At 67.3% G+C, this 23,669-nt stretch carries 22 protein-coding genes and 1 tRNA gene; 14 read left to right on the top strand and 9 right to left on the bottom strand.

Going from position 1 to position 23,669, the window contains the following annotated elements:
* The 4 genes from ACK8OR_RS11870 (at position 1) to ACK8OR_RS11855 (ending at position 5,212) form a co-directional block, all read left to right on the top strand.
* Complete coding sequence (locus tag ACK8OR_RS11870; protein WP_410189595.1) at positions 1 to 1,023, top strand: glycosyltransferase family 2 protein; 1,023 nt, start codon at positions 1 to 3, stop codon at positions 1,021 to 1,023.
* Between the two features lie 136 nt (positions 1,024 to 1,159).
* Entirely contained in the window at positions 1,160 to 2,170 is a 1,011-nt protein-coding gene (locus tag ACK8OR_RS11865; protein WP_410189594.1) for a glycosyltransferase family 2 protein, read from the top strand.
* Positions 2,167 to 3,846, top strand: a complete 1,680-nt coding sequence (locus ACK8OR_RS11860; protein WP_410189593.1) for a DUF5927 domain-containing protein — start codon at positions 2,167 to 2,169, stop codon at positions 3,844 to 3,846. The genes ACK8OR_RS11865 and ACK8OR_RS11860 overlap by 4 nt, the downstream gene beginning before the upstream one ends.
* On the top strand, positions 3,836 to 5,212 hold the full coding sequence (locus ACK8OR_RS11855) for a nodulation protein NodH (protein WP_410189592.1): 1,377 nt from the start codon (positions 3,836 to 3,838) through the stop codon (positions 5,210 to 5,212). The genes ACK8OR_RS11860 and ACK8OR_RS11855 overlap by 11 nt, the downstream gene beginning before the upstream one ends.
* Positions 5,213 to 5,216: 4 nt before the next feature.
* Here ACK8OR_RS11855 and ACK8OR_RS11850 read toward each other — a convergent pair whose 3' ends face one another.
* The 8 genes from ACK8OR_RS11850 to ACK8OR_RS11815 form a co-directional block, all read right to left on the bottom strand.
* On the bottom strand, positions 5,217 to 5,483 hold the full coding sequence (locus ACK8OR_RS11850) for a hypothetical protein (RefSeq protein ID WP_410189591.1): 267 nt from the start codon (positions 5,481 to 5,483) through the stop codon (positions 5,217 to 5,219).
* 67 nt (positions 5,484 to 5,550) lie between these two features.
* Entirely contained in the window at positions 5,551 to 6,015 is a 465-nt protein-coding gene (locus ACK8OR_RS11845; protein ID WP_410189590.1) for a PTS sugar transporter subunit IIA, read from the bottom strand.
* 46 nt (positions 6,016 to 6,061) lie between these two features.
* Positions 6,062 to 6,631: a ribosome hibernation-promoting factor, HPF/YfiA family gene (hpf, locus tag ACK8OR_RS11840; protein ID WP_410189589.1), complete on the bottom strand. Its 570-nt coding sequence runs from the start codon at positions 6,629 to 6,631 to the stop codon at positions 6,062 to 6,064.
* Positions 6,632 to 6,824: 193 nt separating this feature from the next.
* Positions 6,825 to 7,574: an LPS export ABC transporter ATP-binding protein gene (gene lptB / locus ACK8OR_RS11835; RefSeq protein WP_410189588.1), complete on the bottom strand. Its 750-nt coding sequence runs from the start codon at positions 7,572 to 7,574 to the stop codon at positions 6,825 to 6,827.
* A complete protein-coding gene (gene lptA, locus ACK8OR_RS11830) occupies positions 7,571 to 8,047 on the bottom strand; it encodes a lipopolysaccharide transport periplasmic protein LptA (protein ID WP_410189587.1) in 477 nt (158 codons plus the stop codon). Before lptA ends, lptB begins: the two co-directional genes overlap by 4 nt.
* 11 nt (positions 8,048 to 8,058) lie before the next feature.
* On the bottom strand, positions 8,059 to 8,673 hold the full coding sequence (lptC, locus tag ACK8OR_RS11825) for an LPS export ABC transporter periplasmic protein LptC (RefSeq protein WP_410189586.1): 615 nt from the start codon (positions 8,671 to 8,673) through the stop codon (positions 8,059 to 8,061).
* A gap of 13 nt (positions 8,674 to 8,686) precedes the next feature.
* Positions 8,687 to 9,316: a ribonuclease D gene (locus ACK8OR_RS11820; protein ID WP_410189585.1), complete on the bottom strand. Its 630-nt coding sequence runs from the start codon at positions 9,314 to 9,316 to the stop codon at positions 8,687 to 8,689.
* A 61-nt stretch (positions 9,317 to 9,377) separates the two neighbouring features.
* A tRNA-Leu gene (locus ACK8OR_RS11815) sits at positions 9,378 to 9,464 on the bottom strand.
* A gap of 125 nt (positions 9,465 to 9,589) precedes the next feature.
* Between ACK8OR_RS11815 and ACK8OR_RS11810 the strand changes: the two genes are divergently transcribed.
* Both ACK8OR_RS11810 and ACK8OR_RS11805 read left to right on the top strand, forming a co-directional pair.
* Positions 9,590 to 10,573, top strand: a complete 984-nt coding sequence (locus ACK8OR_RS11810) for a complex I NDUFA9 subunit family protein (RefSeq protein WP_410189584.1) — start codon at positions 9,590 to 9,592, stop codon at positions 10,571 to 10,573.
* Between the two features lie 51 nt (positions 10,574 to 10,624).
* The gene (locus tag ACK8OR_RS11805; protein WP_410189583.1) at positions 10,625 to 12,007 is read left to right on the top strand and encodes an MATE family efflux transporter; all 1,383 of its coding nucleotides are present in this window, start codon (positions 10,625 to 10,627) and stop codon (positions 12,005 to 12,007) included.
* On the opposite strand, the gene ACK8OR_RS11800 is transcribed toward ACK8OR_RS11805, so the two are convergent.
* Positions 12,004 to 12,804, bottom strand: a complete 801-nt coding sequence (locus tag ACK8OR_RS11800) for an undecaprenyl-diphosphate phosphatase (protein ID WP_410189582.1) — start codon at positions 12,802 to 12,804, stop codon at positions 12,004 to 12,006. The two genes, ACK8OR_RS11805 and ACK8OR_RS11800, sit on opposite strands and share 4 nt — an antisense overlap.
* Before the next feature lie 206 nt (positions 12,805 to 13,010).
* On the opposite strand from ACK8OR_RS11800, the gene ACK8OR_RS11795 reads away from it, so the two are divergent.
* The 8 genes from ACK8OR_RS11795 (at position 13,011) to ACK8OR_RS11760 (ending at position 23,628) form a co-directional block, all read left to right on the top strand.
* A complete protein-coding gene (locus ACK8OR_RS11795) occupies positions 13,011 to 14,480 on the top strand; it encodes an NAD(P)-dependent oxidoreductase (RefSeq protein WP_410189581.1) in 1,470 nt (489 codons plus the stop codon).
* A gap of 60 nt (positions 14,481 to 14,540) precedes the next feature.
* Positions 14,541 to 15,251 (top strand): hypothetical protein, encoded by a 711-nt coding sequence (locus ACK8OR_RS11790; RefSeq protein ID WP_410189580.1) that lies wholly within the window; start codon positions 14,541 to 14,543, stop codon positions 15,249 to 15,251.
* A complete protein-coding gene (locus ACK8OR_RS11785; protein ID WP_410189579.1) occupies positions 15,248 to 15,709 on the top strand; it encodes a GFA family protein in 462 nt (153 codons plus the stop codon). The genes ACK8OR_RS11790 and ACK8OR_RS11785 overlap by 4 nt, the downstream gene beginning before the upstream one ends.
* A complete protein-coding gene (gene gltB / locus ACK8OR_RS11780) occupies positions 15,706 to 20,241 on the top strand; it encodes a glutamate synthase large subunit (RefSeq protein WP_410189578.1) in 4,536 nt (1,511 codons plus the stop codon). Before ACK8OR_RS11785 ends, gltB begins: the two co-directional genes overlap by 4 nt.
* A gap of 91 nt (positions 20,242 to 20,332) precedes the next feature.
* The gene (mtgA, locus tag ACK8OR_RS11775) at positions 20,333 to 21,073 is read left to right on the top strand and encodes a monofunctional biosynthetic peptidoglycan transglycosylase (RefSeq protein ID WP_410189577.1); all 741 of its coding nucleotides are present in this window, start codon (positions 20,333 to 20,335) and stop codon (positions 21,071 to 21,073) included.
* Between the two features lie 31 nt (positions 21,074 to 21,104).
* On the top strand, positions 21,105 to 21,770 hold the full coding sequence (gene fzlA / locus ACK8OR_RS11770; protein WP_410189576.1) for an FtsZ-binding protein FzlA: 666 nt from the start codon (positions 21,105 to 21,107) through the stop codon (positions 21,768 to 21,770).
* Entirely contained in the window at positions 21,767 to 22,786 is a 1,020-nt protein-coding gene (gene queG / locus ACK8OR_RS11765; RefSeq protein WP_410189897.1) for a tRNA epoxyqueuosine(34) reductase QueG, read from the top strand. The genes fzlA and queG overlap by 4 nt, the downstream gene beginning before the upstream one ends.
* Positions 22,783 to 23,628 carry an SDR family oxidoreductase gene (locus ACK8OR_RS11760; protein ID WP_410189575.1) on the top strand — a complete coding sequence of 282 codons (846 nt, stop codon included), beginning with the start codon at positions 22,783 to 22,785 and terminating at the stop codon, positions 23,626 to 23,628. The genes queG and ACK8OR_RS11760 overlap by 4 nt, the downstream gene beginning before the upstream one ends.
* Positions 23,629 to 23,669: the final 41 nt, after the last annotated feature.

Raw genomic sequence — 23,669 nt, 5'->3', positions numbered from 1 at the left:
ATGGGCGCCGTCGCCGAAGGCTGGACCGCCTATGCCTTGCGGTGGCGCCGACGTCGCCTGCTGGCGCGGTCCTTCGCCAAGCGTCGCCAGCTGACCGTCCGCGCCGACCGCACCGCCGCCATCGCGCCCGGCGCCATCCTTGCCTTCGCGACCATGCGCAACGAGCGGCTTCGGCTGCCCCACTGGATCGCCCATCACCGCGCGCTGGGCGTCGATCATTTCCTCGTCGTCGACAACGGGAGCGACGACGGTTCGGACGACTGGCTCGCGGCGCAGCCCGACGTGTCCCTCTGGTCGACGGGTCATGGCTACAAGGCGTCGCGCTTCGGGATCGACTGGCTGACCGTCCTTCTGGCGCGCTACGGGCACGGGCATTGGTGCCTGACGCTCGATGCCGACGAGCTCTTCGTCTTCGCCCATCACGACCGGCGCGACCTCCGAGCGCTGACCGACTGGCTGGACGATCGGGGGCGGCGCGTGATGGGCGCGCTGATGCTCGACCTCTATCCACGGGGACCGCTGGGGGCGGCGCGGCATGGGCCGGACGACGATCCGCTCGTGACGCTGCCCTATTTCGATGCCGGTAATTACGTAGTGACCCGGCAGGCCCGGCTCCAGAACCTCTGGGTGCAGGGTGGGCCGCGCGCGCGGGCCTTCTTCGCGACCGAGCCGCGCCGCGCACCGACCCTGTCGAAAATCCCGCTGGTGCGCTGGAATCGCCGATACGCCTACGTCTCCTCGACCCATTCCGCGTTGCCGCGCGCGCTCAATCTCGGGTTTGACTTCGACCGCGCCGACACGCCGCGCGGGGCGCTTCTGCACACCAAGTTCCTGTCCAACATCCTGAGCAAATCCGCCGAGGAGAAGGCCCGACGCGAGCATTTTGAGAATTCGGACCTCTATGAGGGATACTATAACGCATTGATCGAAGACCCGATTCTGTGGTGCGAGTCCTCGACCCGCTATGCCGGCTGGCGCCAGCTGGAAGGGCTCGGCCTCATCTCGGCGGGCGGCTGGAGCTGATGTTGGAAACAGTTGCGGAATGGAATCATGATAGCGCGTTGCGTCTGAACGTTATTGCGCACGCACCGACATCCTTCGCAAAAGGGGGCGCGAGCGGTACGCCGCATGGGGGCGAGAGAAGGGACGAGCTGGCCGGATGGGCGTGATCTCCTCCTATCGCCTGCGCCTGAGGCGCAAGTACTGGCACGCCCGTGCCCGGTATCACCGGCGCGAACTGTCGAGCGTTCAGGACCGGACGAGCACGATCGCCCGCAGCGACATCCTCTGTTTCACGACCATCCGCAACGAGCGGATCCGGCTGCCCTACTTCCTCGAATACTACCGCGCGCTGGGCATCGACCATTTCATCTTCGTCGATAACGGCAGCGATGACGGCACGGCCGAATATCTCGCGGCCCAGGAAGACGTTTCGGTCTGGACCACCAAGGCCAGCTATGCGGGCGCGAAATTCGGGGTCGATTGGCTCAACGGGCTGCAGCGACGGTTCGGACATCGCCACTGGTGCCTGACCGTCGATGTCGACGAGTTCCTGGTCTACCCGTTCTGCGACACGCGGCCCTTGCGCGCGCTGACCGACTGGCTGGATGCGAGCAACGTGCGCAGCTTCGGCTCGATGCTGCTGGACATGTATCCCAAGGGCCCGCTCGGGGCGCAGACCTATGACGAGGGGCAGGACCCGTTTGAGATCGCGGCCTGGTTCGACAGCGGAAACTACACGTTCGAGCGCAACGGCCGCTTCGGCAATCTCTGGATACAGGGCGGCGTCCGCGCGCGGTCGTTCTTCGCGGATCGCCCCAAGGCCGCGCCCGCGCTCAACAAGACGCCGCTGGTCAAGTGGCACCGCGACTTCGCTTATATCAGCTCTACCCATCAGCTTCTGCCGCGCGGCCTGAACCTCACCTATGATGCCGATGGCGGCGAGAAGACGACGGGCGTCCTTCTGCACGCGAAATTCCTCAACCTGATGGTCGCCCGCGCCCGCGAGGAGGCCGACCGGTCCGAGCACTATCGCGGCGGGGCCGAATACAAGGCCTATTCCGACGGGCTCGATCCCAAGGCGAACCTCTGGTGCAAGTGGTCCGAGCGCTACGTCAACTGGCGCCAGCTCGAGATCCTCGGGCTGATTTCCAAGGGGAACTGGGCATGAGCGTCGGCTTCGCCATGCTGGTCCACACGGCCTTCGACAGGGCCGAACAGGTCGCGCGCTACTGGGCCGGGCACGACTGTCCGGTGGTGATCCATGTCGATGGCAAGGTCACCCGCAAGGTCTTCCGCGCGTTCCGCGACCGCTTCCAGGACGAGCCGATGATCCGGTTCTCCAAGCGCGTGCGCGTCGAATGGGGCGCGTGGTCGCTGGTGAAGGCGACGCAGCTGGCGGCGACGCGGCTCCTGTCGAATTTCCCCGATATCCAGCATGTCTATCTGGTGTCCGGCTCCTGTCTGCCGCTGCGGCCCGCGGGCGAACTGCGGGCCTATCTCGACGCCCATCCCGAGACCGACTTCATCGAAAGCGTCACCACCGAGGAGGTCACCTGGACGATCGACGGGCTCGAGGCCGAGCGGTTCACGATGCGCTTTCCATTCTCCTGGCGGAAGAACCGCAAGCTCTTCGATGGCTATGTGGAACTTCAGCGCAAGCTGGGTCTCAAGCGCAAGGTCCCCGACGCCGTGTCGCCCCATCTCGGAAGCCAGTGGTGGTGCCTGACGCGCAAGACGTTGAGCGCGATCTTGGACGCGCCGGACCGGGACGCGATGGATGCCTATTTCGCCAAGGTCTGGATTCCGGACGAAAGCTATTTCCAGTCTCTCGCCCGGCGATATTCGTCCCGGATCGAGAGCCGGTCGCTGACGCTGTCGAAGTTCGACATCCAGGGCAAACCGCATGTCTTCTACGACGATCATCTCGCGCTGCTGGAGCGGTCGGATTGTTTCATGGCGCGCAAGATCTGGCCGCGAGCGGACCTTCTCTACGAGACGTTCCTGTCCGAGAGCCGCGTCTCGGAGCGTCGCGCCGAGCCCAATCCCGGCAAGATCGACCGCGTCTTCTCGAAGGCGAACGAGCGGCGGGGCATGGGGCGGCCGGGGCTCTATTCGCAGGCGCGTTTCCCGCGTCCCGGCCACGAGACGGGGCTGACGGCGGCGCGCTATACCGTCTTCAGCGGGCTCGACGATCTGTATGACGGGTTCGGCGACTGGCTGTCGCGGCGCATCGGCGGGCGCATCCACGGCCATCTCTACCATCCGGACGGCGCGCGCTTCGCCGGCGGCGAGACGATCATGAACGGGTGCCTTCCCGACGATGCCGAGCTGCGCGACTACCGTCCCAGCCAGTTCCTGACGAACCTCGTCTGGTCGACGCGGGGCGAGCGGCAGACCTTCATGTACGGGCCCGGCGACACGCCCGAGATCGGGCCTTTCATCGCGCGCGACCCCAACGCCACCATCGCGGTGGTCTCGGGTGCGTGGATCGTGCCGCTCGCGGCCTCGGGCGCGCCCTTCGCCGACATCCGTGCCGAGGCCGCGCGCCTGCAGCGGTCCGAACTGGCGTTCCTGCGGGGCCTGCGCGGCCCGGGCGTCGCGGCGCGCGTCCATCTCTGGACGTTGGCGGATTTCGTCGCCCAACCGCTCGAGAAGCTGCAGGGCGTCATCGACGAGATCAACGGCCCCGGTCCGCGCCGCCTGACCGGCCTGCCCGAGATGCGCGACATTTCGGATCTGCCCGCCTTCCTGCAGCGCCTGCGCAACGAGGGGATGAAGCCTCAGGTGATGGGCGACTTCAGCGCCCTGCCGACGCGCCCGCGCGAGGTGCGCGATGCCGGCTGAGCCGCGGGCCTTCGTCCTCTTCGCCGAGATGCGGACGGGGTCGAACCATGTCGAGGAATCGCTGGCGGCGCTCGACGGTGTCACCTGCTTCGGCGAGGTCTTCAACCCGGTCTTTCTCGGCCAGCACAATCGCACCGAGCTGTTTGGGATCGACATGGCCGCGCGCGAAGCCGACCCGATGCCGCTTCTCGACGCGCTCTTGGCGCAGCCGGGCCTGCCGGGGTTCCGCTTCTTTCACGATCACGATCCGCGCGTCCTGGACCGGGTGCTGGACGACGCGTCCATCGCCAAGGTCGTGCTGACGCGCAATCCTCTCGAAAGCTACGTCTCGCTCGCCATTGCGGCCGAGACCGGGCAATGGCGGCTGACGAATCCCAAGATGGCCAAGGCGGTGGCCGTGCCCTTCGACGCCGCCGCCTTCGATGCGCTGGTCGAGGCGCAGCGCGCCTTTCGGGACAGGCTGCACCACCGCTTGCAGGTGACGGGGCAGAGTGCCTTTTGGCTGAACTACGACCAGATCGGCGATCTCGACGTCCTGAACGGGCTGGCCGCGTTCCTCGGCTGCGCCGACCGACTGGACGCGATCCCCGGAAAGCTCAAGAAGCAGAACCCGGGCGAGATCGAGGACAAGGTTACCAACCCGGACGTGATGCGCGCCCATCTCGCGACGCTCGATCCCTTCGCGCTCGGGCGTTCCGTCCATCTGGAGCCCGCGCGCAGCGCAGCCGTCCCGACCCTGATGGCCGCCGCGACTAGCCCGCTTCTGGCGCTGCCGCTGCCCGGTGGACCCGAGGCGGCGCTGCGCGACTGGATGACCCGACTCGACGGGGCGCCGCCGGTGGACGGCATGAAACAGCGCGACCTGAAGCCGTGGATGCGGCGCCACAAGGATTTCGTGAGCTTTGCGCTGCTGCGGCATCCGCTGGCGAGGGCACATGACGCGTTTCGCGACATGCTGGCGGGCAAGGGCGGCAAGGCCAACACGCTGCGCCGTATCCTGACCAACCAGCATGGCGTCGATCTGGATGGCGACCCGGACGAGGCGTTTCTCGGCTTCCTGCGGTTCCTGAAGGCGAATCTCGGGGGGCAGTCCTCGCTGCCGGTGGCGCCGGACTGGGCTACGCAGACCGCACTTCTGGCGGGAATGGCGCAGGCGGTGATCCCCCAGCGCATCATCCGCGAACACGAGGCGCAGGCCGAACTCAACCGGCTGGCCGATCTGGTGGGCTGCGACCGGCAGGCGATCGACCTGCCACGTCCGATCATCGCCGGTGGCGACATGCTCGAGCGGCTGGAGGACGCCTGCATCGACGCCTACCGGCGCGATTTCCTGCAATTCGGCTTTCGCCGATGGTCGAACAGCTAGGGCGTCAGAGCGGCGGCATCTTGCCCACCGGCATCTCGCCGTCATGGGCATGGCCTATCGCATCGGCGAGGTCGGCGGGCAGCATCGCGAGGTTCAGCATCACCTTGCCGTCGTGATGCGACGCGATCTGGTCGGGCGTCAGCCGGACTTCGCCGTGATTCTCGAAATGGATGAGCAGGGCGTCGCCATCATGGCCGCGCACGGCCCCGATATTGACGTCGCCTTCGCGCGCGAAGACGGGCGCCCCGGTCGGAATGTCGTCGATATTCATGGCACAGCCCTCCGGTCTGGTGCGACGGGGAAACGACGCGCGCGGGTCGGTCGTTCCCGCGCCCGCGTCAGGCGGCTTCGGAGGCCTGCATCTCCGTCAGGACGGTGAACAGGATGGCCGGATCCGCGTTCGCCCTCAGCTTGGCGCAGAGACCGGGATCGCGCAACGTCCGCGAAACCAGAGCCAGCGCCTTGAGATGGGCGACGCCCGCCCCCTCGGGCGCGAAGAGCGCGAAGACGATATCCACGGGCTTGCGGTCCATCGCGTCGAAATCAAGCGGGTGCTCCAGGCGGACGAACACGCCGTGCACCTCGTCCAGATCGGGCAGGCGGGCATGCGGCAGCGCGACGCCATGTCCGACGCCGGTGGTCCCGAGGGTCTCGCGCTCCTGCAGGGCGGAAAAGGCGGTGTCGTAGTCGATGCCATGCACGTCGCGCGCGATTCCGGCGAGGTCGCAGAACAAGCGCTTCTTGCTGCTGGCTTTCGGCAACACCTTAACAGCCCCAGGGGCCAAGATTTCGGTCAGGATCATCCGGACTGTCCTCGTTTCGATCCCCGCGGGACGCGGGCGCCTGTTGTCAGGTGACGGTGGCGGGGTCAATCCAGCCGACGTTTCCATCGTCGCGCCGGTAGACCACGTTCACACCGCCCCCCTTCTCGTTCTTGAAGACAAGCACGGGGGCCCCGGCCAGCTCCATCTGCATGACTGCTTCTCCAACCGACAGAGAGGGGATCTTCGTCTCCATCTCTGCCACGATCATGGGTGCGAGGGAGTCAGGTTCGTCCTCGCCCTCCTCGGAGGCGAGAATATACGAGGAAGCGCCCGAAAGTTCAACCGGCTGGGATCGCTCCTGGTGGTGGTTCTTCAGGCGGCGCTTGTAGCGACGTAGCTGTTTTTCCATCTTTTCGGCGGCGCCGTCGAAGGCCGCGTAGATCTCCGTGGCCTTGGCTTTGGCCGTCGCGGTCAGCCCGGTCGAGAGGTGAACGGTCGACTCGCAGACATATTCATGCGCCGATTTCGAGAAGGTCACCTGCGCATCGGTCGGCCGGCCCGCATATTTCTCCATCACGGTGCCCAGCTCGGTCTGAACGTGGGTCTGGAGGGCGTCGCCGATGTCGATCTGCTTTCCGGTGATCTGGTAGCGCATGGAATCTCCCTGGGGTGGTGAGGACGGGGCGCACCCGTCCGCGTGGTGGAACGGGGCGCCCGGCCGGGCTTGCGCGCGGCGGCTCGTCGGGGTGTGCGCGGCACGCGGCACCATGTCGAGAGCGGGGCTCCATCCCCCGATTGGGCGCCTTGGCGGAGCGTCTGTCAATGCTTGACGCCGGGCGGGATCGTGCCTAGCGCGCGAAGCTCTCGCCCAGATAGACGCGCCGGACATTGTCGTTCGCGACCACCTCGTCGGGGCTGCCGGACATCAGCACGCCGCCGTCATGCAGGATGTAGGCGCGGTCCACGATCTCGAGGGTTTCGCGGACGTTGTGATCGGTGATGAGCACGCCGATGCCGCGGGATTTCAGCTCGACCACGAGGCCGCGAATGTCGCCCACGGCGATCGGATCGACCCCGGCGAAGGGCTCGTCGAGCAGCAGGTAGCGAGGGCTCGCGGCGAGACAGCGCGCGATCTCGACGCGGCGCCGCTCGCCGCCCGACAGGGCCAGCGCCGAGGCGCGGCGCAGATGCTCGATATGGAACTCGCCCAGCAGCTCCTCCAGCCGCTCGCGGCGGCGGTGGCGCTTGGGTTCGGCCACTTCGAGGATGGCCATGATGTTCTGCTCGACCGTCAGGCCACGAAAGATCGACATCTCCTGCGGCAGATAGCCGATCCCGGCCTTGGCGCGGCGATACATCGGCAGCCATGTTACGTCCTGCCCGTCCAGCGTGACCTTGCCGCCATCGGGCGTCACGAGGCCCGCGATGCAGTAGAAGCTGGTCGTCTTGCCCGATCCGTTCGGTCCCAGCAGGGCCACGACCTCTCCGCGCGCGAGGTCCATCGACACGTCGCGGATCACCGGTCGCTTCTTGTAGGACTTCCGCAGCGCGCGGATCTTCAACCCGCCGCCGCCCTCGATCACCTCGGGTGCGGTCATGGCTGCAACGTGGTGCGCACGCGACCGGTCACGGTGCCCGCCCCGCTGTCGAGATTGACCAGAAGCCGGTCGCCCGCCAGCGTGCTGCCGGCCTGCGTGACCACGACGTCTCCGGTCAGCACGATATCGGACGAACCCAGCGTGTAGGTCGCGGTCTGTCCTTCGGCGGCGTCTTCGCCCGCGACGATCAGCACGTCACCAGTGGCGTTCATCCGCTCGATCCGACGGTCCCCGCCCGCGGTCGCATAGTCGACGGTGACGCGGTTCGCGGCCAGCCGGAAGTCGCCCTGCACGATCACGACATTGCCCGTCAGGACCGCGCGCCCCGTGGCCTGATCGACCTCGAGATTGTCGGCCGCGACCTCGACCGGTGCGTCGGCGTTGTGATTGCCGCCGCCGAAGCCCACGCGGGCGTCCTGCGCGGCCACCGGCAGGGCGAGCATCAAGAACAGGGCGGTCAGACGCGGCAGCATGGGCAGGGATCCTATCGGGTTGGCGGGACGTATAGCAGATCGACGCCATCGGTGAAGACCAGCCGGGCGGCACCGGCCTCATCCTCGTCGATCCGCATCCCCCCGGCGCGCAGATCGCCGAGCGGTCCGTCGCCTGTCACCTCGCCCGGCGAGACGATGTCGAGTTCGGCCAACGACCCCAGAAGGCGTTCGGTCCGCAGGGTGAACCCGGTCGATGTCTGGATCCGGACGGCCCCCGCGAGATCAACCGCGCGCTCGCCCGAATCGACGCGCCCGCGCAGGGCCGAGACGACGGCGCGTCCACCGGCGTCGCCCTCGAGGACGAGCCGCATCGTCTCGGCGGTCATGCGGCGGGGATCGTCGGGATCGGGCCGCGCGCTCGCCGCCGACAGCACGAAGGCGGTGCCGTCGCCCGCCAGGCCCGTCAGGCGCGGCGCGGTCAATTGCTGGTCGCGCGCGCGCTCCGAGACGTCGACCTCGGCGAAGGGGATTGCGTCGTTCGGGTCCACCGTGCGCGCCAGGAGGAACAGCGTCGACAAAAGGGCCAGCGCTCCGACCGGCAATACGATCGTCGCGATCCGGACGATGCGGCTATGGGTGCCGCGGGTGCGATCGGGCGTGGCCATGCGGCCCCTTCTGTCAGGAATGCGCGAAGATGTCCGTCTCGAGATAGCCGATCAGGTCGAGCCGGGCGCGGGTCGGAAGAAAGTCGAAGCAGGCCTGCGCGATATCCGTCCGGCCTTCGCGCGCGAGGCGGGCGTCCAACACCTCGCGCAGGCGGTGGAGATACAGCACGTCCGAAGCGGCATAGGCCATCTGCGCCTCGCTCAGCTCCTCGGCGCCCCAGTCGGAGGTCTGCTGCAACTTCGAGATATCGACGCCGAGGCATTCCGACAGGAGCGCCTTGAGTCCGTGTCGGTCGGTATAGGTCCGCACCAGCCGCGACGCGATCTTCGAGCACCAGACCGGCTCGGCCAGCGCGCCGAAGGCGTGGAACATCGCGGCGATGTCGAAGCGCCCGAAATGGAAGAGCTTGGTGACGCTCTCGTCCCTCAGAAGCGCCTCGAGGTTCGGCGCCGAGGTCTGCCCCTTCTCAACCTGCACGAGATGCGCGTGCCCGTCGCCGCCCGAAAGCTGCACGAGGCAGAGGCGGTCGCGATGGGGGTTGAGGCCCATCGTCTCGCAATCGATGGCGACGCCGTCGGGGAAGCTCATCCCGTCCGGCAGGTCGCGCGCGTGAAGGGTAATGTCGGATTGGGCGATGGTCATGGCGGCCTCCCGGAAACGCGAACGCCCAGCGCGGGGGCTGGGCGTTTCGTGTGGTAGACCGTGGTGCCCAGGAGAAGACTCGAACTTCCACTCCCTTGCGAGAACTGGCACCTGAAGCCAGCGCGTCTACCAATTCCGCCACCTGGGCATCCACGGTGGAGGCGAGGTATAACTGCGCCTGCGCGCTGTCAATCGCCCCCGCGCGATATTTCGCCGCCCTTGTCTGGCATGGCGGGCGGGGGTATCGCGGGCCCATCGGACAGGAGTGACCCCATGCAGAAGCTCGTCACCATCTTCGGCGGTTCCGGCTTCGTCGGACGCTATATCGCGCGCCGGATGGCCAAGGCGGGCTGGCGGGTCCGGGTCGCCGTTCGCCGCCCGAACGAGGCGCATTTCGTCCGCATGTACGGCCGCGTCGGACAGGTCGAGCCGGTCTTCGCCAACATCCGCGACGACGCCAGCGTCGCCGCCGCGCTGATGGGGGCCGATGCCGCCGTGAACTGCGTCGGCATCCTCGCCGAAGGCGGCCGCCAGACCTTTGACGCGGTGCAGGCCGATGGCGCCGAGCGGGTCGCGCGGCTTTCCGCTGCGGCGGGCATCCGGCGGCTCGTCCAGATCTCGGCCATCGGCGCCGACGACGCGAGCGACAGCGACTATGCCCGCAGCAAGGCCGAGGGCGAGGCCGCGGTCCTGCGACATGTCCCCGAAGCGGTGATCCTGCGCCCGTCCATCGTGTTCGGTCCCGAAGACGAGTTCTTCAACCGCTTCGCGTCCATGGCGCGGCTGGGTCCGGTCCTGCCGGTGGTCGGTCCGAACACCCGGTTCCAGCCGGTCTATGTCGATGACGTCGCCCATGCCGCCGAACTGGCGCTCGCGGGGAAGACCACGCCCGGCATCCACGAACTGGGCGGGCCGGATGTCGATACCTTCCGCGAGCTGATGCAGACGATGCTGCGCACGATCCGACGGCGCGCGCTGGTTCTCGGCGTGCCCTTCTGGGTGGCCCGCATCATGGCGACGCTGCTCGACGGGTTGCAGTTCGTGACCTTCGGCGCGCTGCGCAACGGCGTGCTGACCCGCGACCAGGTCCGCAACCTCGCGCGGGACAACGTGGTGGGCGGCGATCATCCGGGCTTTGCCGAACTGGGCATCGAGCCCACCGCGATGGAGGCGGTGCTGCCCGATTACCTTTGGCGCTTCCGGCCGTCCGGGCAATATGCCGAGATCAAGGAGAGCGCCCGCAACCTGCGCACCTGACCGCGCCGGGTTGCGCACTAGGTCCGCGCAGACAAGCTGACAGGACCCCCGATGGCGCAAAACACCAGAGACCTGACCGAAGGCCCGGTCTGGATCGCCCTTGCCCGCCTGTCGGGACCGATGATGCTGGGTATCGCCGCCGTCCTCTCGACCGGGCTGGTCGATGCCTATTTCTTGGCCAAGGTGTCGCCCGAAGCGCTGGCCGCCGTGGGGTTCATCTATCCCGTCACGACCGCCATCGCGTCGCTTTCCATCGGTCTCTCGGCGGGGGCGGGGGCGGTCATCAGCCAGGCCCTCGGCCGCAAGGAAGACGATAACGACGTCACCCGGCGCGGGCTCCACGCGCTGGGCCTCGGCCTCGTGTTAGCGACACTCGCCGCGCTGATCTTCTGGCTGGCGGATCGCTGGCTGCTGGGCATGCTCGGGGCCGATGGCGGGGTTCTCGACGCGGCGCTTCGCTATACGCCGCTCTGGTGCGTGGCCTTCCCGTTCCTCGTCTCGATGATGCTCATCAACGCGGTGTTCCGGGCCCATGGCAATGGCGGCACCTCGGCGATGGTGATGGTGGCCTCGGCCATCGTGAACGTCGCGACGACGCCGGTCTTCATCCTCGGGCTCGGCCCGGCACCGGAACTCGGGATCGCGGGCGCGGCGCTGGGCACACTCGTGGCGATGGTCGCGGGTTCGGGCGTGGCGTTCTGGCTGGCATGGCGCAACGGCATCCTCAACCCCTGCACGGCGCCACTGCGCAACCTCTGGTCCAACGTCAAGGCCATCGCGGGCGTCGGCGGCCCGGCGGCCACGTCGAACGCGATCAACCCGGCTGGCATGGCGCTGGTGACGGCGGCGGTGGCGACGGTGGGTGCCAACGCGGTCGGCGGCTTCGGCGCGGCGACGCGGGTCGAGAGCGTCCTGTCGGTTCCGCTTCTGGCGCTGTCTTCGGGGATCGGTCCGGTGGTGGGTCAGAACTGGGGCGCCGAGGCGCATGATCGCGCGCGGCTGGCCCTGAAGCAGTGCCTGATCTTCTCTGTCGGCTACGGACTTCTCGTGGCGCTCGTCCTGACCTTCTTCGCCGGACCCATCGCCACCGCGTTCGGCGCGGGAGAGGAAAGCACCGAAGCCGCCGCGTCCTATCTCCGGGTCGTCGGCTGGTCGATCTTCGGCTTCGGGATGCTGGTAACCGGCAACGCTGCACTGAACGCGATCTCGCGCTCGGGGCACGCGATGGTTCTGTCGGTGGCGCGGGTCCTCGCGATCTACGTGCCGCTCGCGTGGTTGGGCGTCACGCTCTTCGGCTATCCGGGTATCCTCGGAGCGGCGGTGGTGGCGAACCTCTTCGGGGGGTGGGCCGTGCTGGTCGCCGCGCGCTCGGTGGACCTTCTGGAGACGGAGTTCGTCGGCGTCGCGGCACCCGCCCGCGTCGTTCCGGGTTAGGTGTAGGCCCAGGCCAACAGGAACAGCCCCAGGGCGATGCGATAGATGACGTAGGGCGTAAAGCTGACCGACCGCAGCAGGCGGAACATCAGCTGGAGCGCCACAAGGGCCGCGCCGAAGGACAGGACGGCGGCGATGCCGGCATCGCGGCCCAGCGCGCCATCGGCCTCACCGACCACGTCGAGCCCCACCAGGACACCGGAGGCGAGGATCGTCGGGATCGACATCAGCATTGCGATCCGCGCCGCCTCGGACCGCTCGTAGCCCATGGCGCGCGCGCCGGTGATGCAGATCCCCGAGCGCGACGTGCCGGGGATGAGGGCGACGGCCTGCCAGAGCCCGAGCGTCAGCGCGGCGCGCGGCGTCCAGTCCACGAGGCCCTTTACCTGCGCGCCCCGCCGGTCGAACCACCAGAGCAGGAGGCCGAAGCCCAGCATGGCCCACCCGATCACCGCGACCGAGCGCATGGCCTCGGCACCTACGGTCAGCTTGATCGCCAGCCCGGCGAGGATCACAGGGATCGTCGCGATCGCCAGTCCGGCGGCGAGCCGCGTGTCCGCATCCTTCCGCCCCTGCAATAGCCCCAGCATCCCGGCCAGCGCGCGCGCGACATCGGACCGGAAGTAGAGGATCACGGCCCCCAGCGTGCCGACATGCACCGCCACATCGAGAACCGGTCCCTGATCCGCCAGCCCGGTCAGCGCGGGCAGCAGGATGAGATGCCCCGAGGAGGAGACCGGAAGGAACTCCGTCACGCCCTGAAGGACGGCCAGAAGGAAGAGATGCCAGAGGGCCATTGCTCGATTCGCCTTGTTTGCGCGCAGTGTGAATCACCCGTGCAGGCAGGGAAAGCGCAGGTATGGGACCGACCCGGTCCTAATATACGGCGGATGCTTGCGGAGATCCGCGGATGCGCGTAGAAAATCCGACAAATGGGTCAGTAAAGCTGACTTTATATCGACGGAGGCCTTGTGTATGGAAGGCGTCTGGTCCTGGAGGTGGTATGGCGAACAAGATGCTCCGTTTCGTGACGGTCGACCGGCAGACGCCCGAAAAGCGCGACGCCGAGGATCGGACCGACGATTTCGGCGAGATCTACCGCGAGTTCGCGACGGCGCGGGCCGAGGAGCAGGCCGCGCGATGCAGCCAGTGCGGCGTGCCCTATTGCCAGACCCACTGCCCGCTGCACAACAACATCCCCGACTGGCTCCGCCTGACCGCCGAAGGGCGGCTCCAAGAGGCCTACGAGATCAGTCAGGCGACCAACACCTTCCCCGAGATCTGCGGCCGCATCTGCCCGCAGGACCGTCTCTGCGAAGGAAACTGCGTCATCGAGCAGTCGGGCCACGGCACCGTCACCATCGGCGCGGTCGAGAAGTACATCACGGATACCGCCTTCGAGAACGGCTGGGTGCCCGCCATCGCGCCGCGTATCGAACGGAGCGAGAGCGTCGGCATCATCGGCGCCGGGCCCGGCGGGCTGGCGGCGGCGGACATGCTGCGGCGCGCGGGCGTACAGGTCACGGTCTATGACCGCTACGACCGGGCGGGCGGCCTTTTGAGCTACGGCATTCCCGGCTTCAAGCTGGAGAAGGAGATCGTCACCCGGCGCAACGATCAGTTGGCCGAGGGCGGCGTGGCCTTCGAGCTGGGCGTCGAGGTCGGGCGCGACATCGGGTTCGAGGAAATCCGGGCCGAGCATCACGCCGTCATCGTCGCAACCGGCGTCTACAAATCGCGCGAACTGGACGAGGCGAATTCGAATGCGCCGGGTGTCGTGCGCGCCATCGACTACCTGACCGTGTCGTCGAAGAAGTATTTCGGCGACGACGTCCCCGAATTCGAAAGCGGCGAGATGGATGCGAAGGGAAAGCGCGTCGTCGTCATCGGTGGTGGCGATACCGCGATGGATTGCGTCCGCACGGCGATCCGTCAGGGCGCGACCAGCGTGAAGTGTCTCTATCGCAGGGATCGGGCCAACATGCCCGGCTCGCAGCGCGAGGTTCAGAACGCCGAGGAAGAGGGCGTCGAATTCGTCTGGCTGACCGCGCCCGGCGGCTTCGAGGTGCATCCCGTCGTCGACACCGCCGAGACGGGCCAGGTCGCGCCGATCAAGGGCGTCATGGTCCAGAAGATGCGGCTGGGCGAGGCCGATGCCACCGGGCGTCAGCGTCCCGAGATCATCGAGGGGGCCGACTACCTCGAAGAGGCGGATCTCGTCATCAAGGCGCTCGGCTTCGAGCCCGAGGACCTACCGACGCTCTGGGGTGCCCCGGAGCTCGAGGTCACGCGCTGGGGCACGGTGAAGGCCGATTTCCGCACCCACGAGACCGGGCTCGACGGTGTCTATGCCGTCGGCGATATCGTGCGCGGTGCCTCGCTGGTGGTCTGGGCCATCCGCGACGGGCGCGAGGCGGCCGAGGCGATCCTCGACCGGCTGGCGGCGAACCAGAGCACGGTCGCGGCGGAATGAACGGTGACAGCCCCAATCGGCGTCGTCCGATCGCCGGCCGTCGGCGCTGAGGTCGCGCCCATGACCCTGCCCATCGAAGACGTCCTGCGCGACGATGATCTGCGCGTCCGGTTCCTGAAGGGGATCTCGGGCCGTCTCGTCGTCGTGTTCACGGGTATCGGCGCGGGGTTCGGCGGTGCGCAGCTCGACGAATTCGCGGCCAGCGCGTCGGGCGGTGGGGCCAACGACGTCCTCTTCGTCACCGATCGCCGCCAGAGCTGGTACGCCACGCCGGGCCTTTGGGACCGGATCGTCCGATTGGTCAGCGACGTGACGGCGGTCGAGAAGACGACCGAGCTGGTGACGCTGGGCAACTCGATGGGGGGCTTCGGTTCCATGCTGGCGACGCGCGACCTGCCCGTCCGGCGCGCCATCGCGTTCTCTCCGCAGGTCTCGATGGATCATGGAATCCTGCGGGATACGCGCTGGCCCGACGTCGCCGCCACGTTCGGGCCGCTGCCGATCCGGTCCACCGCCGACCTGGTGGGCGCGGTCGATGCGGAGTTCTACGTCGCCGCGGCGAAGGGCTGCGAGGCGGACATGGCACATCTCGACCTGCTGCCGGAGCACGAACGGCTGCACCGCTTCGTCCTCCCCGGACGGGCGCATAACGTGGCCGGACGCCTCAAGGCTGCGGGCCATTTGAGCAACGTGATCACGGCGATCGTTCTCGGGCGGACCAAGCGCGTGACGACGTTCTTCAGACGCTATTCAAGGGAATTGACGACATGAGCGTCGATGTCACTCCCTATCGCCGGGTCGGCCGTCTGGACGGTCGGTGCCTGTGCGGCCGCGTGCAGATCCTCGTCGACGGCCCCCATGTCGCCGCTGTCGGTGCCTGCCATTGCGCGATGTGTCGTCGCTGGTCCGGCGTGGTGCAGGGCGGGTTCGCCGTCGACCCGGCGGGCGTCACCGTGACCGGAGCCGTCGCGACCTACGCCTCGTCGAAATTTGCCGAGCGGGCCTTCTGTCCGACCTGCGGCAGCCATCTGTGGTTCCGCGACACCGACGGGGATGCGGATTACGAGTTCGCGCCGGGGGTCTTCGCGGCCGCCGCCGATTTCCCGCTGATCTCCGAGATCTATATCGACCGGGCGCCCGCCTATGCGCGGCTCGCCGGCGACCATGCAACCGCGACGCGCGCCGAATACGAGGCCCGTTCGCTTTTCGTCGAAGGAGACGACCCATGACGCATTGGTTCACCGAATGGGAGCGCGACGAGCTGGCGCGGCGGGCGAAGACGGCTGAGACCAGTCTCTATCATGAGGAGTCCGAACATGCGTCCTGTGGTGTGGGCCTCGTCGTGGACATCAAGGGCAAGAAGTCACGCAAGGTCGTGCAGGCCGGGATCGACGCGCTGAAGGCCATCTGGCACCGGGGCGCGGTCGATGCCGACGGCAAGACCGGCGACGGCGCGGGCATCCACGTCCAGATTCCGTTCAAATTCTTCGGCGAGCAGGTTGCGCGCACGGGTCACACCGTCCGCGACGAGGCGCTGGCCGTCGGCCAGGTCTTCCTGCCGCGCAACGATTTCGGCGCGCAGGAAACCTGCCGCACGATCGTCGAGACCGAAGTGCTGCGGATGGGGCACTACATCTACGGCTGGCGGCATGTTCCGGTGAATATCGAGGTGCTGGGCGAGAAGGCCAACGCCACCCGGCCCGAGATCGAGCAGATCCTGATCTCGAACGCCAAGGGCGTGGACGAGGAAACGTTCGAGCGCGAGCTCTATGTCATCCGGCGGCGAATCGAGAAGGCCGCCATCGCGTCGCAGATCGGCGGGCTCTACCTCGCGTCGCTGAGCTGCCGGTCGATCATTTACAAGGGCATGATGCTGGCCGAGCAGGTGGCCGAGTTCTATCCCGACCTCAAGGACGAGCGGTTCGAGAGCGCCTTCGCGATCTATCACCAGCGCTATTCGACGAACACGTTCCCGCAATGGTGGCTGGCGCAGCCCTTCCGGATGCTCGCCCATAACGGCGAGATCAACACGCTCAAGGGCAACGTCAATTGGATGAAGTCCCACGAGATCCGGATGGCCGGTGGCGCGTTCGGGGATCATGCGGGCGACATCAAGCCGATCGTGCCGCAGGGTGCCAGCGACAGTGCCGCGCTCGATTCGGTGTTCGAGGTGCTGGTGCGCGCGGGCCGCAATGCGCCGATGGCCAAGACGATGCTGGTCCCCGAGAGCTGGTCGCAACAGGCGGTCGAGCTGCCGCAGGCGTGGCGCGACATGTATTCCTACTGCAACTCGGTGATGGAGCCGTGGGACGGTCCCGCCGCGCTGGCCATGACCGACGGGCGCTGGGTCTGCGCAGGCTTGGATCGCAACGGGCTGCGGCCGATGCGCTATACCGTGTCGGGCGACGGCCTCCTGATCGCGGGATCCGAGACGGGCATGGTGCCGGTCGACGAATCCAAGGTGATCGAGAAGGGCGCGCTGGGCCCCGGCCAGATGATCGCGGTCGACATGACGACCGGCAAGCTCTTCCACGATCAGGAGCTGAAGGACGAACTGGCCGCGACGCTGCCCTTCGGCGAATGGGTCGAGAAGATCACCGACCTCGAGGAAGTGACCAAGGGCGTCAGCGAGACGGCGATCCATGACGGCGCCGAGCTGCGCACGCGGCAGGTCGCGGCCGGGTATTCGGTCGAGGAGTTGGAGCAGATCCTCGCGCCCATGGCCGAGGACGGCAAGGAGACGCTGGCCTCCATGGGCGACGATACGCCCTCGGCGGTCCTGTCCGAGAAGTACCGCCCGCTTAGCCATTTCTTCCGTCAGAGCTTCAGCCAGGTCACGAATCCGCCGATCGACAGTCTGCGCGAGTTCCGCGTGATGAGCCTCAAGACGCGGTTCGGCAATCTCAAGAACGTGCTGGATCAGGACAGCAGCCAGACCGAGATCCTCGTCCTCGACAGTCCCTTTGTCGGCAACGCCCAGTTCCAGGCGATGTTCGAGCATTTCGAGGACTCCGTCACCACCATCGATTGCACCTTCCCCGCCGGTGGCGCGGCCAACGCGCTGCGCGACGGGCTGGAGCGGATCCGGGCCGAGGCCGAGGATGCCGTCCGGTCGGGTGCGGGCCATATCGTCCTGACCGACCGGTTCCAGGGCGACGACAAGGTCGCGATGCCGATGATCCTGGCCACCAGCGCGGTGCATTCCTGGCTGACGCGGAAGGGGCTGCGGACGTTCTGCTCGATCAACGTGCGCTCGGCGGAGTGCATCGACCCGCATTACTTCGCGGTGCTGATCGGCTGCGGCGCGACGACGGTGAACGCCTATCTCGCGCAGGACAGCTTGGCCGATCGCATTTCACGCGGGCTTCTGGATTGCTCGCTGGACGAGGCGGTCGCGCGGTATCGCGCGGCGATCGACGCGGGCCTCCTGAAGATCATGGCGAAGATGGGGATTTCCGTCATCTCCTCTTACCGGGGCGGTCTCAACTTCGAGGCGGTCGGCCTCAGCCGTGCGATGGTGGCGGAGTATTTCCCCGGCATGCTGAGCCGGATTTCCGGGATCGGGACGACCGGCCTCCAGCGGAAGGCCGAGCAGGTCCACGCGCAGGGCTGGCAGGGCACGTCCAACGTCCTGCCCATCGGCGGCTTCTACAAGGCGCGGCGTTCGGGCGAGAAGCACGCTTGGGAAGCGCAGACGATGCACATGCTGCAGGCGGCCTGCGACCGGGGGTCCTTCGAGCTGTGGAAGCAGTTCTCGGGCGCGATGCAGGCCAACCCGCCGATCCATCTGCGCGACCTGCTGGCGATCAAGCCGATGGGGAAGTCGATCCCAATCGAGGAGGTCGAGAGCATCACCTCGATCCGCAAGCGCTTCGTGACGCCGGGCATGTCGCTTGGCGCGCTCTCGCCAGAGGCACACAAGCTTCTCAATGTGGCGATGAACCGGATCGGCGCGAAATCGGATTCGGGCGAGGGCGGCGAGGATCCAGCGCATTTCGTCCCCGAGCCCAATGGGGACAACCCGTCTGCCAAGATCAAGCAGGTGGCATCGGGACGCTTCGGCGTCACCGCCGAGTACCTGAACCATTGCGAGGAGCTCGAGATCAAGGTCGCACAGGGCGCCAAGCCCGGCGAGGGCGGTCAGCTTCCGGGCATGAAGGTCACCGACCTGATCGCGCGGCTACGGCACTCCACCAAGGGCGTCACGCTGATCTCTCCGCCGCCGCATCACGACATCTATTCGATCGAGGACCTCGCGCAGCTGATCTACGACCTCAAGCAGATCAACCCGCGGGCAAAGGTGACGGTGAAGCTGGTTGCGTCCTCGGGCGTGGGCACGATCGCGGCCGGGGTCGCCAAGGCGAAGGCCGACGTCATCCTGATCTCCGGCCACAACGGCGGCACCGGGGCCAGCCCCGCGACCAGCATCAAATATGCGGGCCTTCCGTGGGAGATGGGCCTGACCGAAGCGCATCAGGTGCTGGCGATGAACAACCTGCGATCCCGCGTGACGCTGCGCACCGATGGCGGGCTGCGCACGGGGCGCGACATCGTCATGGCCGCGATGATGGGGGCCGAGGAATACGGCATCGGCACCGCCGCGCTGATCGCGATGGGCTGCATCATGGTGCGCCAGTGCCAGTCGAACACCTGTCCCGTCGGCGTCTGCACCCAGAACCCCGAGCTTCGGGCCAAGTTCACCGGCACCGCCGACAAGGTCGTGAACCTCATCACCTTCTACGCCCAGGAGGTGCGCGAAATCCTGGCCGAGATCGGGGCGCGGTCGCTCGACGACGTGATCGGGCGCGCGGACCTTCTGACGCAGGTCTCGCGCGGCTCCGCACATCTGGACGATCTCGACCTGAACCCGCTCCTTATCACCGTCGATGGCGCGGACCGGATCGAGTACGATCGCGCCAAGCCGCGCAACACGGTGCTGGATACGCTCGACGCGCAGATCGTGCAGGACGCGCAGCGCTTCCTCGACGATGGCGAGAAGATGCAGCTGTCCTACGCGGTGCAAAACACGCTCCGCACGGTCGGCACGCGCACCTCGAGCCATATCGTGTCGAAGTTCGGGATGCGGAACGGGCTCCAGCCCGACCACCTCCACGTCAAGCTTCAGGGCTCGGCGGGTCAATCGCTCGGCGCATTCCTGGCCCCCGGCATGAAGATCGAGGTCTCGGGCGACGCCAACGACTATGTCGGCAAGGGCCTCTCCGGCGGCACGGTCGTGGTGCGCCCGCCGATGGCCTCGCCGCTCAAAGCGGACGCCAACGTCATCATCGGAAACACGGTGCTTTATGGCGCGACGGACGGATACCTTTTCGCCGCGGGCCGGGCGGGCGAGCGGTTCGCGGTGCGCAACTCCGGCGCGAAGGTCGTGATCGAGGGCTGCGGCTCGAACGGTTGCGAGTACATGACCGGAGGGGTGGCCGTCATCCTGGGCGAGATCGGCGCCAATTTCGGCGCCGGCATGACCGGCGGGATGGCGTATCTCTACGACCCCGACGGCGTCGCCCCGAGCCTGATGAACCCCGAAACGCTCGTGACTTGCCCCGTCACCGTCGATCATTGGGAGGCTGAGCTACGCGGTCTCATCGAACGGCACCGTGCCGAGACCGGCTCGCGCAAGGCCGGGGCGATCTTGCAAGACTGGGAGACCGAGAAGCTGCACTTCCTGCAGATCTGTCCCAAGGAGATGCTGATCCATCTTCCCGCCCCGCTGACCGAGGAAGTCGGCGCGATTCCCGCGGAATAGAGACGTATTCCGTTTCATGTCCTCACCCCGTCCGCGATGTCGCGGGCGGGGTTTTCCTTGACCGGCGCCCGGCGACGCGGTTGGAGGGGTCGTGGCGAAGAAAACCTCCCGATCAAGCCGTGCCCGCAAGGCGAAACCGACGATCCGGACCCGGCTCGGGGCGGCGGTGCGGCGGGTCATCGGCTGGCTCCTGCGGGGCGTCGCCGCGGTCGCGGTGCTCCTGCTGGTCTGGATGTTGGCCTATCGCTGGATCGACCCGCCGACGACGCCTTACATCTGGTCCGAGGAACGGCGCCTGGGCGCCGTGTCGCGCGACTGGCGGGACCTCGATGCGATCGCCCCGTCGCTCGCCCGATCGGTGGTCGCCGCAGAAGACGCGAACTTCTGTGGTCACTGGGGGTTCGACGTCAACGCCATCCGTAGCGCCATCGAGGCCGGGGCCAATCGCGGCGCCTCGACCATCAGCCAACAGGTCGTGAAGAACGCCTTTCTCTGGCAGGGGCGGTCATGGGTGCGAAAGGCCGCCGAGGCCGTGATCACACCCGTGATGGAGACGCTCTGGCCCAAGCGGCGGATCGTCGAGGTCTATCTCAACGTGGCCGAGATGGGTGAGGGCGTATTCGGCGCACAGGCCGCGGCCCGGCATTGGTTCGGCGTCGATGCGGCCGACCTGACTCCCGCGCAGGCCGCGCGGATCGCCGCGATCCTACCCAATCCCAAGGACCGGAGTGCCGCGCGGCCATCGGCGGCGATGCAGCGGAAGGCCCGTCGGGTCGCGGACGGAGCGGCAACCATCCGCGCCGATGGCCGCGCCGCCTGTTTCGAGGATTGAGCCGTCCCGGCGGCCCCTGTATCCGGGTGCCATGATCCAGCTCTATCACTTCGCCCTGTCGCCTTTCTGCCGGAAGGTCCGCCTCGTCCTGGCCGAAAAGAAGCTGGAGGTCGAGCTGATCGAGGAGCGCTACTGGGAGGCGTCGTCCGAGTTCCTGCGCCGCAATGCCGCCGGGAAGGTCCCCGTGCTGCGGATCGACGGCGCCACGCTGAGCGATAGCGGCGCGATCTGCGAATACCTCGAGGAAACCGTGCCCGGCCCGAGCCTCCTCCCCGGCGATGCAGCGCAGCGGGCCGAGATCCGGCGGCTGGTCGCTTGGTTCGACGACAAGTTCCACCACGAGGTGACGTCGAAGCTGGTCTACGAGCGGATCAACAAGAAGCTGACCCGCGCGGGCTATCCCGATGGCGCGAACGTCAAGAACGGGGTCAAGGCGATCCGCTTCCATCTCGATTACATGGGTTGGCTGCTGGATCGGAACCGGTGGCTTGCCGGACCTGACATGAGCCTCGCCGACTTCGCGGCCGCGGCGCATCTGAGCTGTCTCGACTACAGCTCGGACGTCGACTGGAACCGGAATGAGGGCGTGCGCGACTGGTACGCCAAGGTGAAATCGCGTCCCGCCTTCCGCTCGATCCTGGCCGATGTCGTGCCCGGGTTCCGGCCGGCGGCGCATTACGCGGACTTGGACTTCTGACCTTCCGCGCGCGGCTTGGAGACGAGATCCGGGATGCGGGCTTCGTGTCCTTCGGCGTGACGCGCCCCGATGCCGTGCCTGAGGCCGGCGCGCGACTGGCCGCGTTTCTGGATGGCGGACATCACGGACAGATGCATTGGATGGCCGAGCGGACCGCCTGGCGCGGCGATGCGTCTGCCCTCTGGCCCGAGGCGCGGTCGGTCGTGATGCTGGCCCAGTCCTACGCGCCCGACCACGACCCTCTTGGTGACTTGAATCGTCTCGAACACGGGGCAATCAGCGTCTATGCCCAAGGGCGTGACTACCACGATATCGTCAAGAAGGGCCTCAAGCGCGTCGCCCGCTGGATGGTCGCCGAGACGGATTGCGCTGTGAAGGTCTTCGTCGATACCGCCCCGGTGATGGAGAAGCCGCTGGCGCAGGCCGCGGGGCTGGGTTGGCAGGGCAAGCACACCAACCTCCTGAGCCGCGACTTCGGCAACTGGGTCTTTCTCGGCGCGATCTTCACCACGCTCGAGCTGGAGCCCGACGCGCCGGAGGAGGAGCATTGCGGATCCTGCCGGGCCTGTCTGGATATCTGCCCGACCGATGCGTTCCCGGCGCCATTTCAGCTCGATGCACGGCGCTGCATTTCCTACCTGACGATCGAGCATCGCGGCCCGGTGGACGAGGAGTTGAGGGGGAAGATGGGAAACCGGATCTATGGCTGCGACGATTGCCTTGCGGTCTGCCCCTGGAACAAGTTCGCCGTCGCGGCGTCGGACCTGCGCTATCACGGGCCGCATCGCGCGCCGCCGCTCGACGAATTGGCCACGCTGGACGACGCCGGGTTTCGGGCGCGATTCTCGGGGTCGCCGATCAAGCGGATCGGGCGGGACCGGATGGTGCGGAATGTCTGCTACGCGATCGGAAACAGCCAGCAACAACGGCTCAAACCCGTTATACAGGGTCTGATCGAGGATCGCGACGCGGCTGTCGCCGATGCGGCCCGCTGGGCGGTGGAGCGGCTCTCGTGAAGACGCTCCTGAGCTTCGGGCACGGGTATTCCGCGCGGGCGTTGACGCCGCATCTTCTGGCCGAAGGCTGGCGGATCATAGGAACAACCCGGACGGCGGAAAAAGCGGATGCCTTTCGCGCCGAAGGTGTCGAGCCGCTGATCTTCGGCGCGCCGCTCGATGATGTGATCACAGATGTGACCCACGTGCTGACATCGGTGGCGCCGACATCGGCCGGCGATCCGGTACTGGAGGCCTATTCGCCCGCGTTAGAGCCGCATTTGGAACGCATGGATTGGGTCGGATACCTATCGACGACTGGCGTGTATGGCGACCATTTTGGGGCTTGGGTGGATGAGACGACACCGCTCTCGCCCACGACCGAACGGGGCCGGATGCGCGTCGCCGCCGAAGCGGCCTGGCGCGCGATTTGTCCGGCGACCCGCGTGTTCCGCCTGGCGGGCATCTACGGACCGGGGCGCGGACCGTTTGCCAAGGTGCGCGCGGGCACGGCTCGGCGGATCGTCAAACCCGGACAGGTCTTCAGCCGTATCCATCGCGACGACATCGCGCAGGTTCTGGCGGCCAGCATCGCGCGGCCCGACCCCGGAGCGGTCTACAACCTCTGCGACGACGACCCGGCGCCGCCCGAAGATGTGATCGCCCATGCGGCGGAGCTTCTGGGCCTGCCGGTCCCCCCGGCCGAGGATTTCGCGACCGCCGAGATGTCGCCGATGGCGCGCAGCTTCTATGCCGAATCGAAGAAGGTGCGAAACGACCGGATCAAGGACGCGCTGGGCGTGCAGCTCCTGTATCCCGATTACCGCACCGGACTGGCGGCATTGCTCGCCGACGCGGAATGATGCCGCACCCCGTTTCGCGCGCGGCGGAGTTGCGGTAGGTT

It is taken from the genome of Jannaschia halovivens, from assembly GCF_046452375.1.
Taxonomy (GTDB): Bacteria; Pseudomonadota; Alphaproteobacteria; order Rhodobacterales; family Rhodobacteraceae; genus Jannaschia; species Jannaschia halovivens.
Note: the sequence above shows the minus strand (reverse complement) of the source record. Positions and strands in the feature narration are given on the sequence as shown.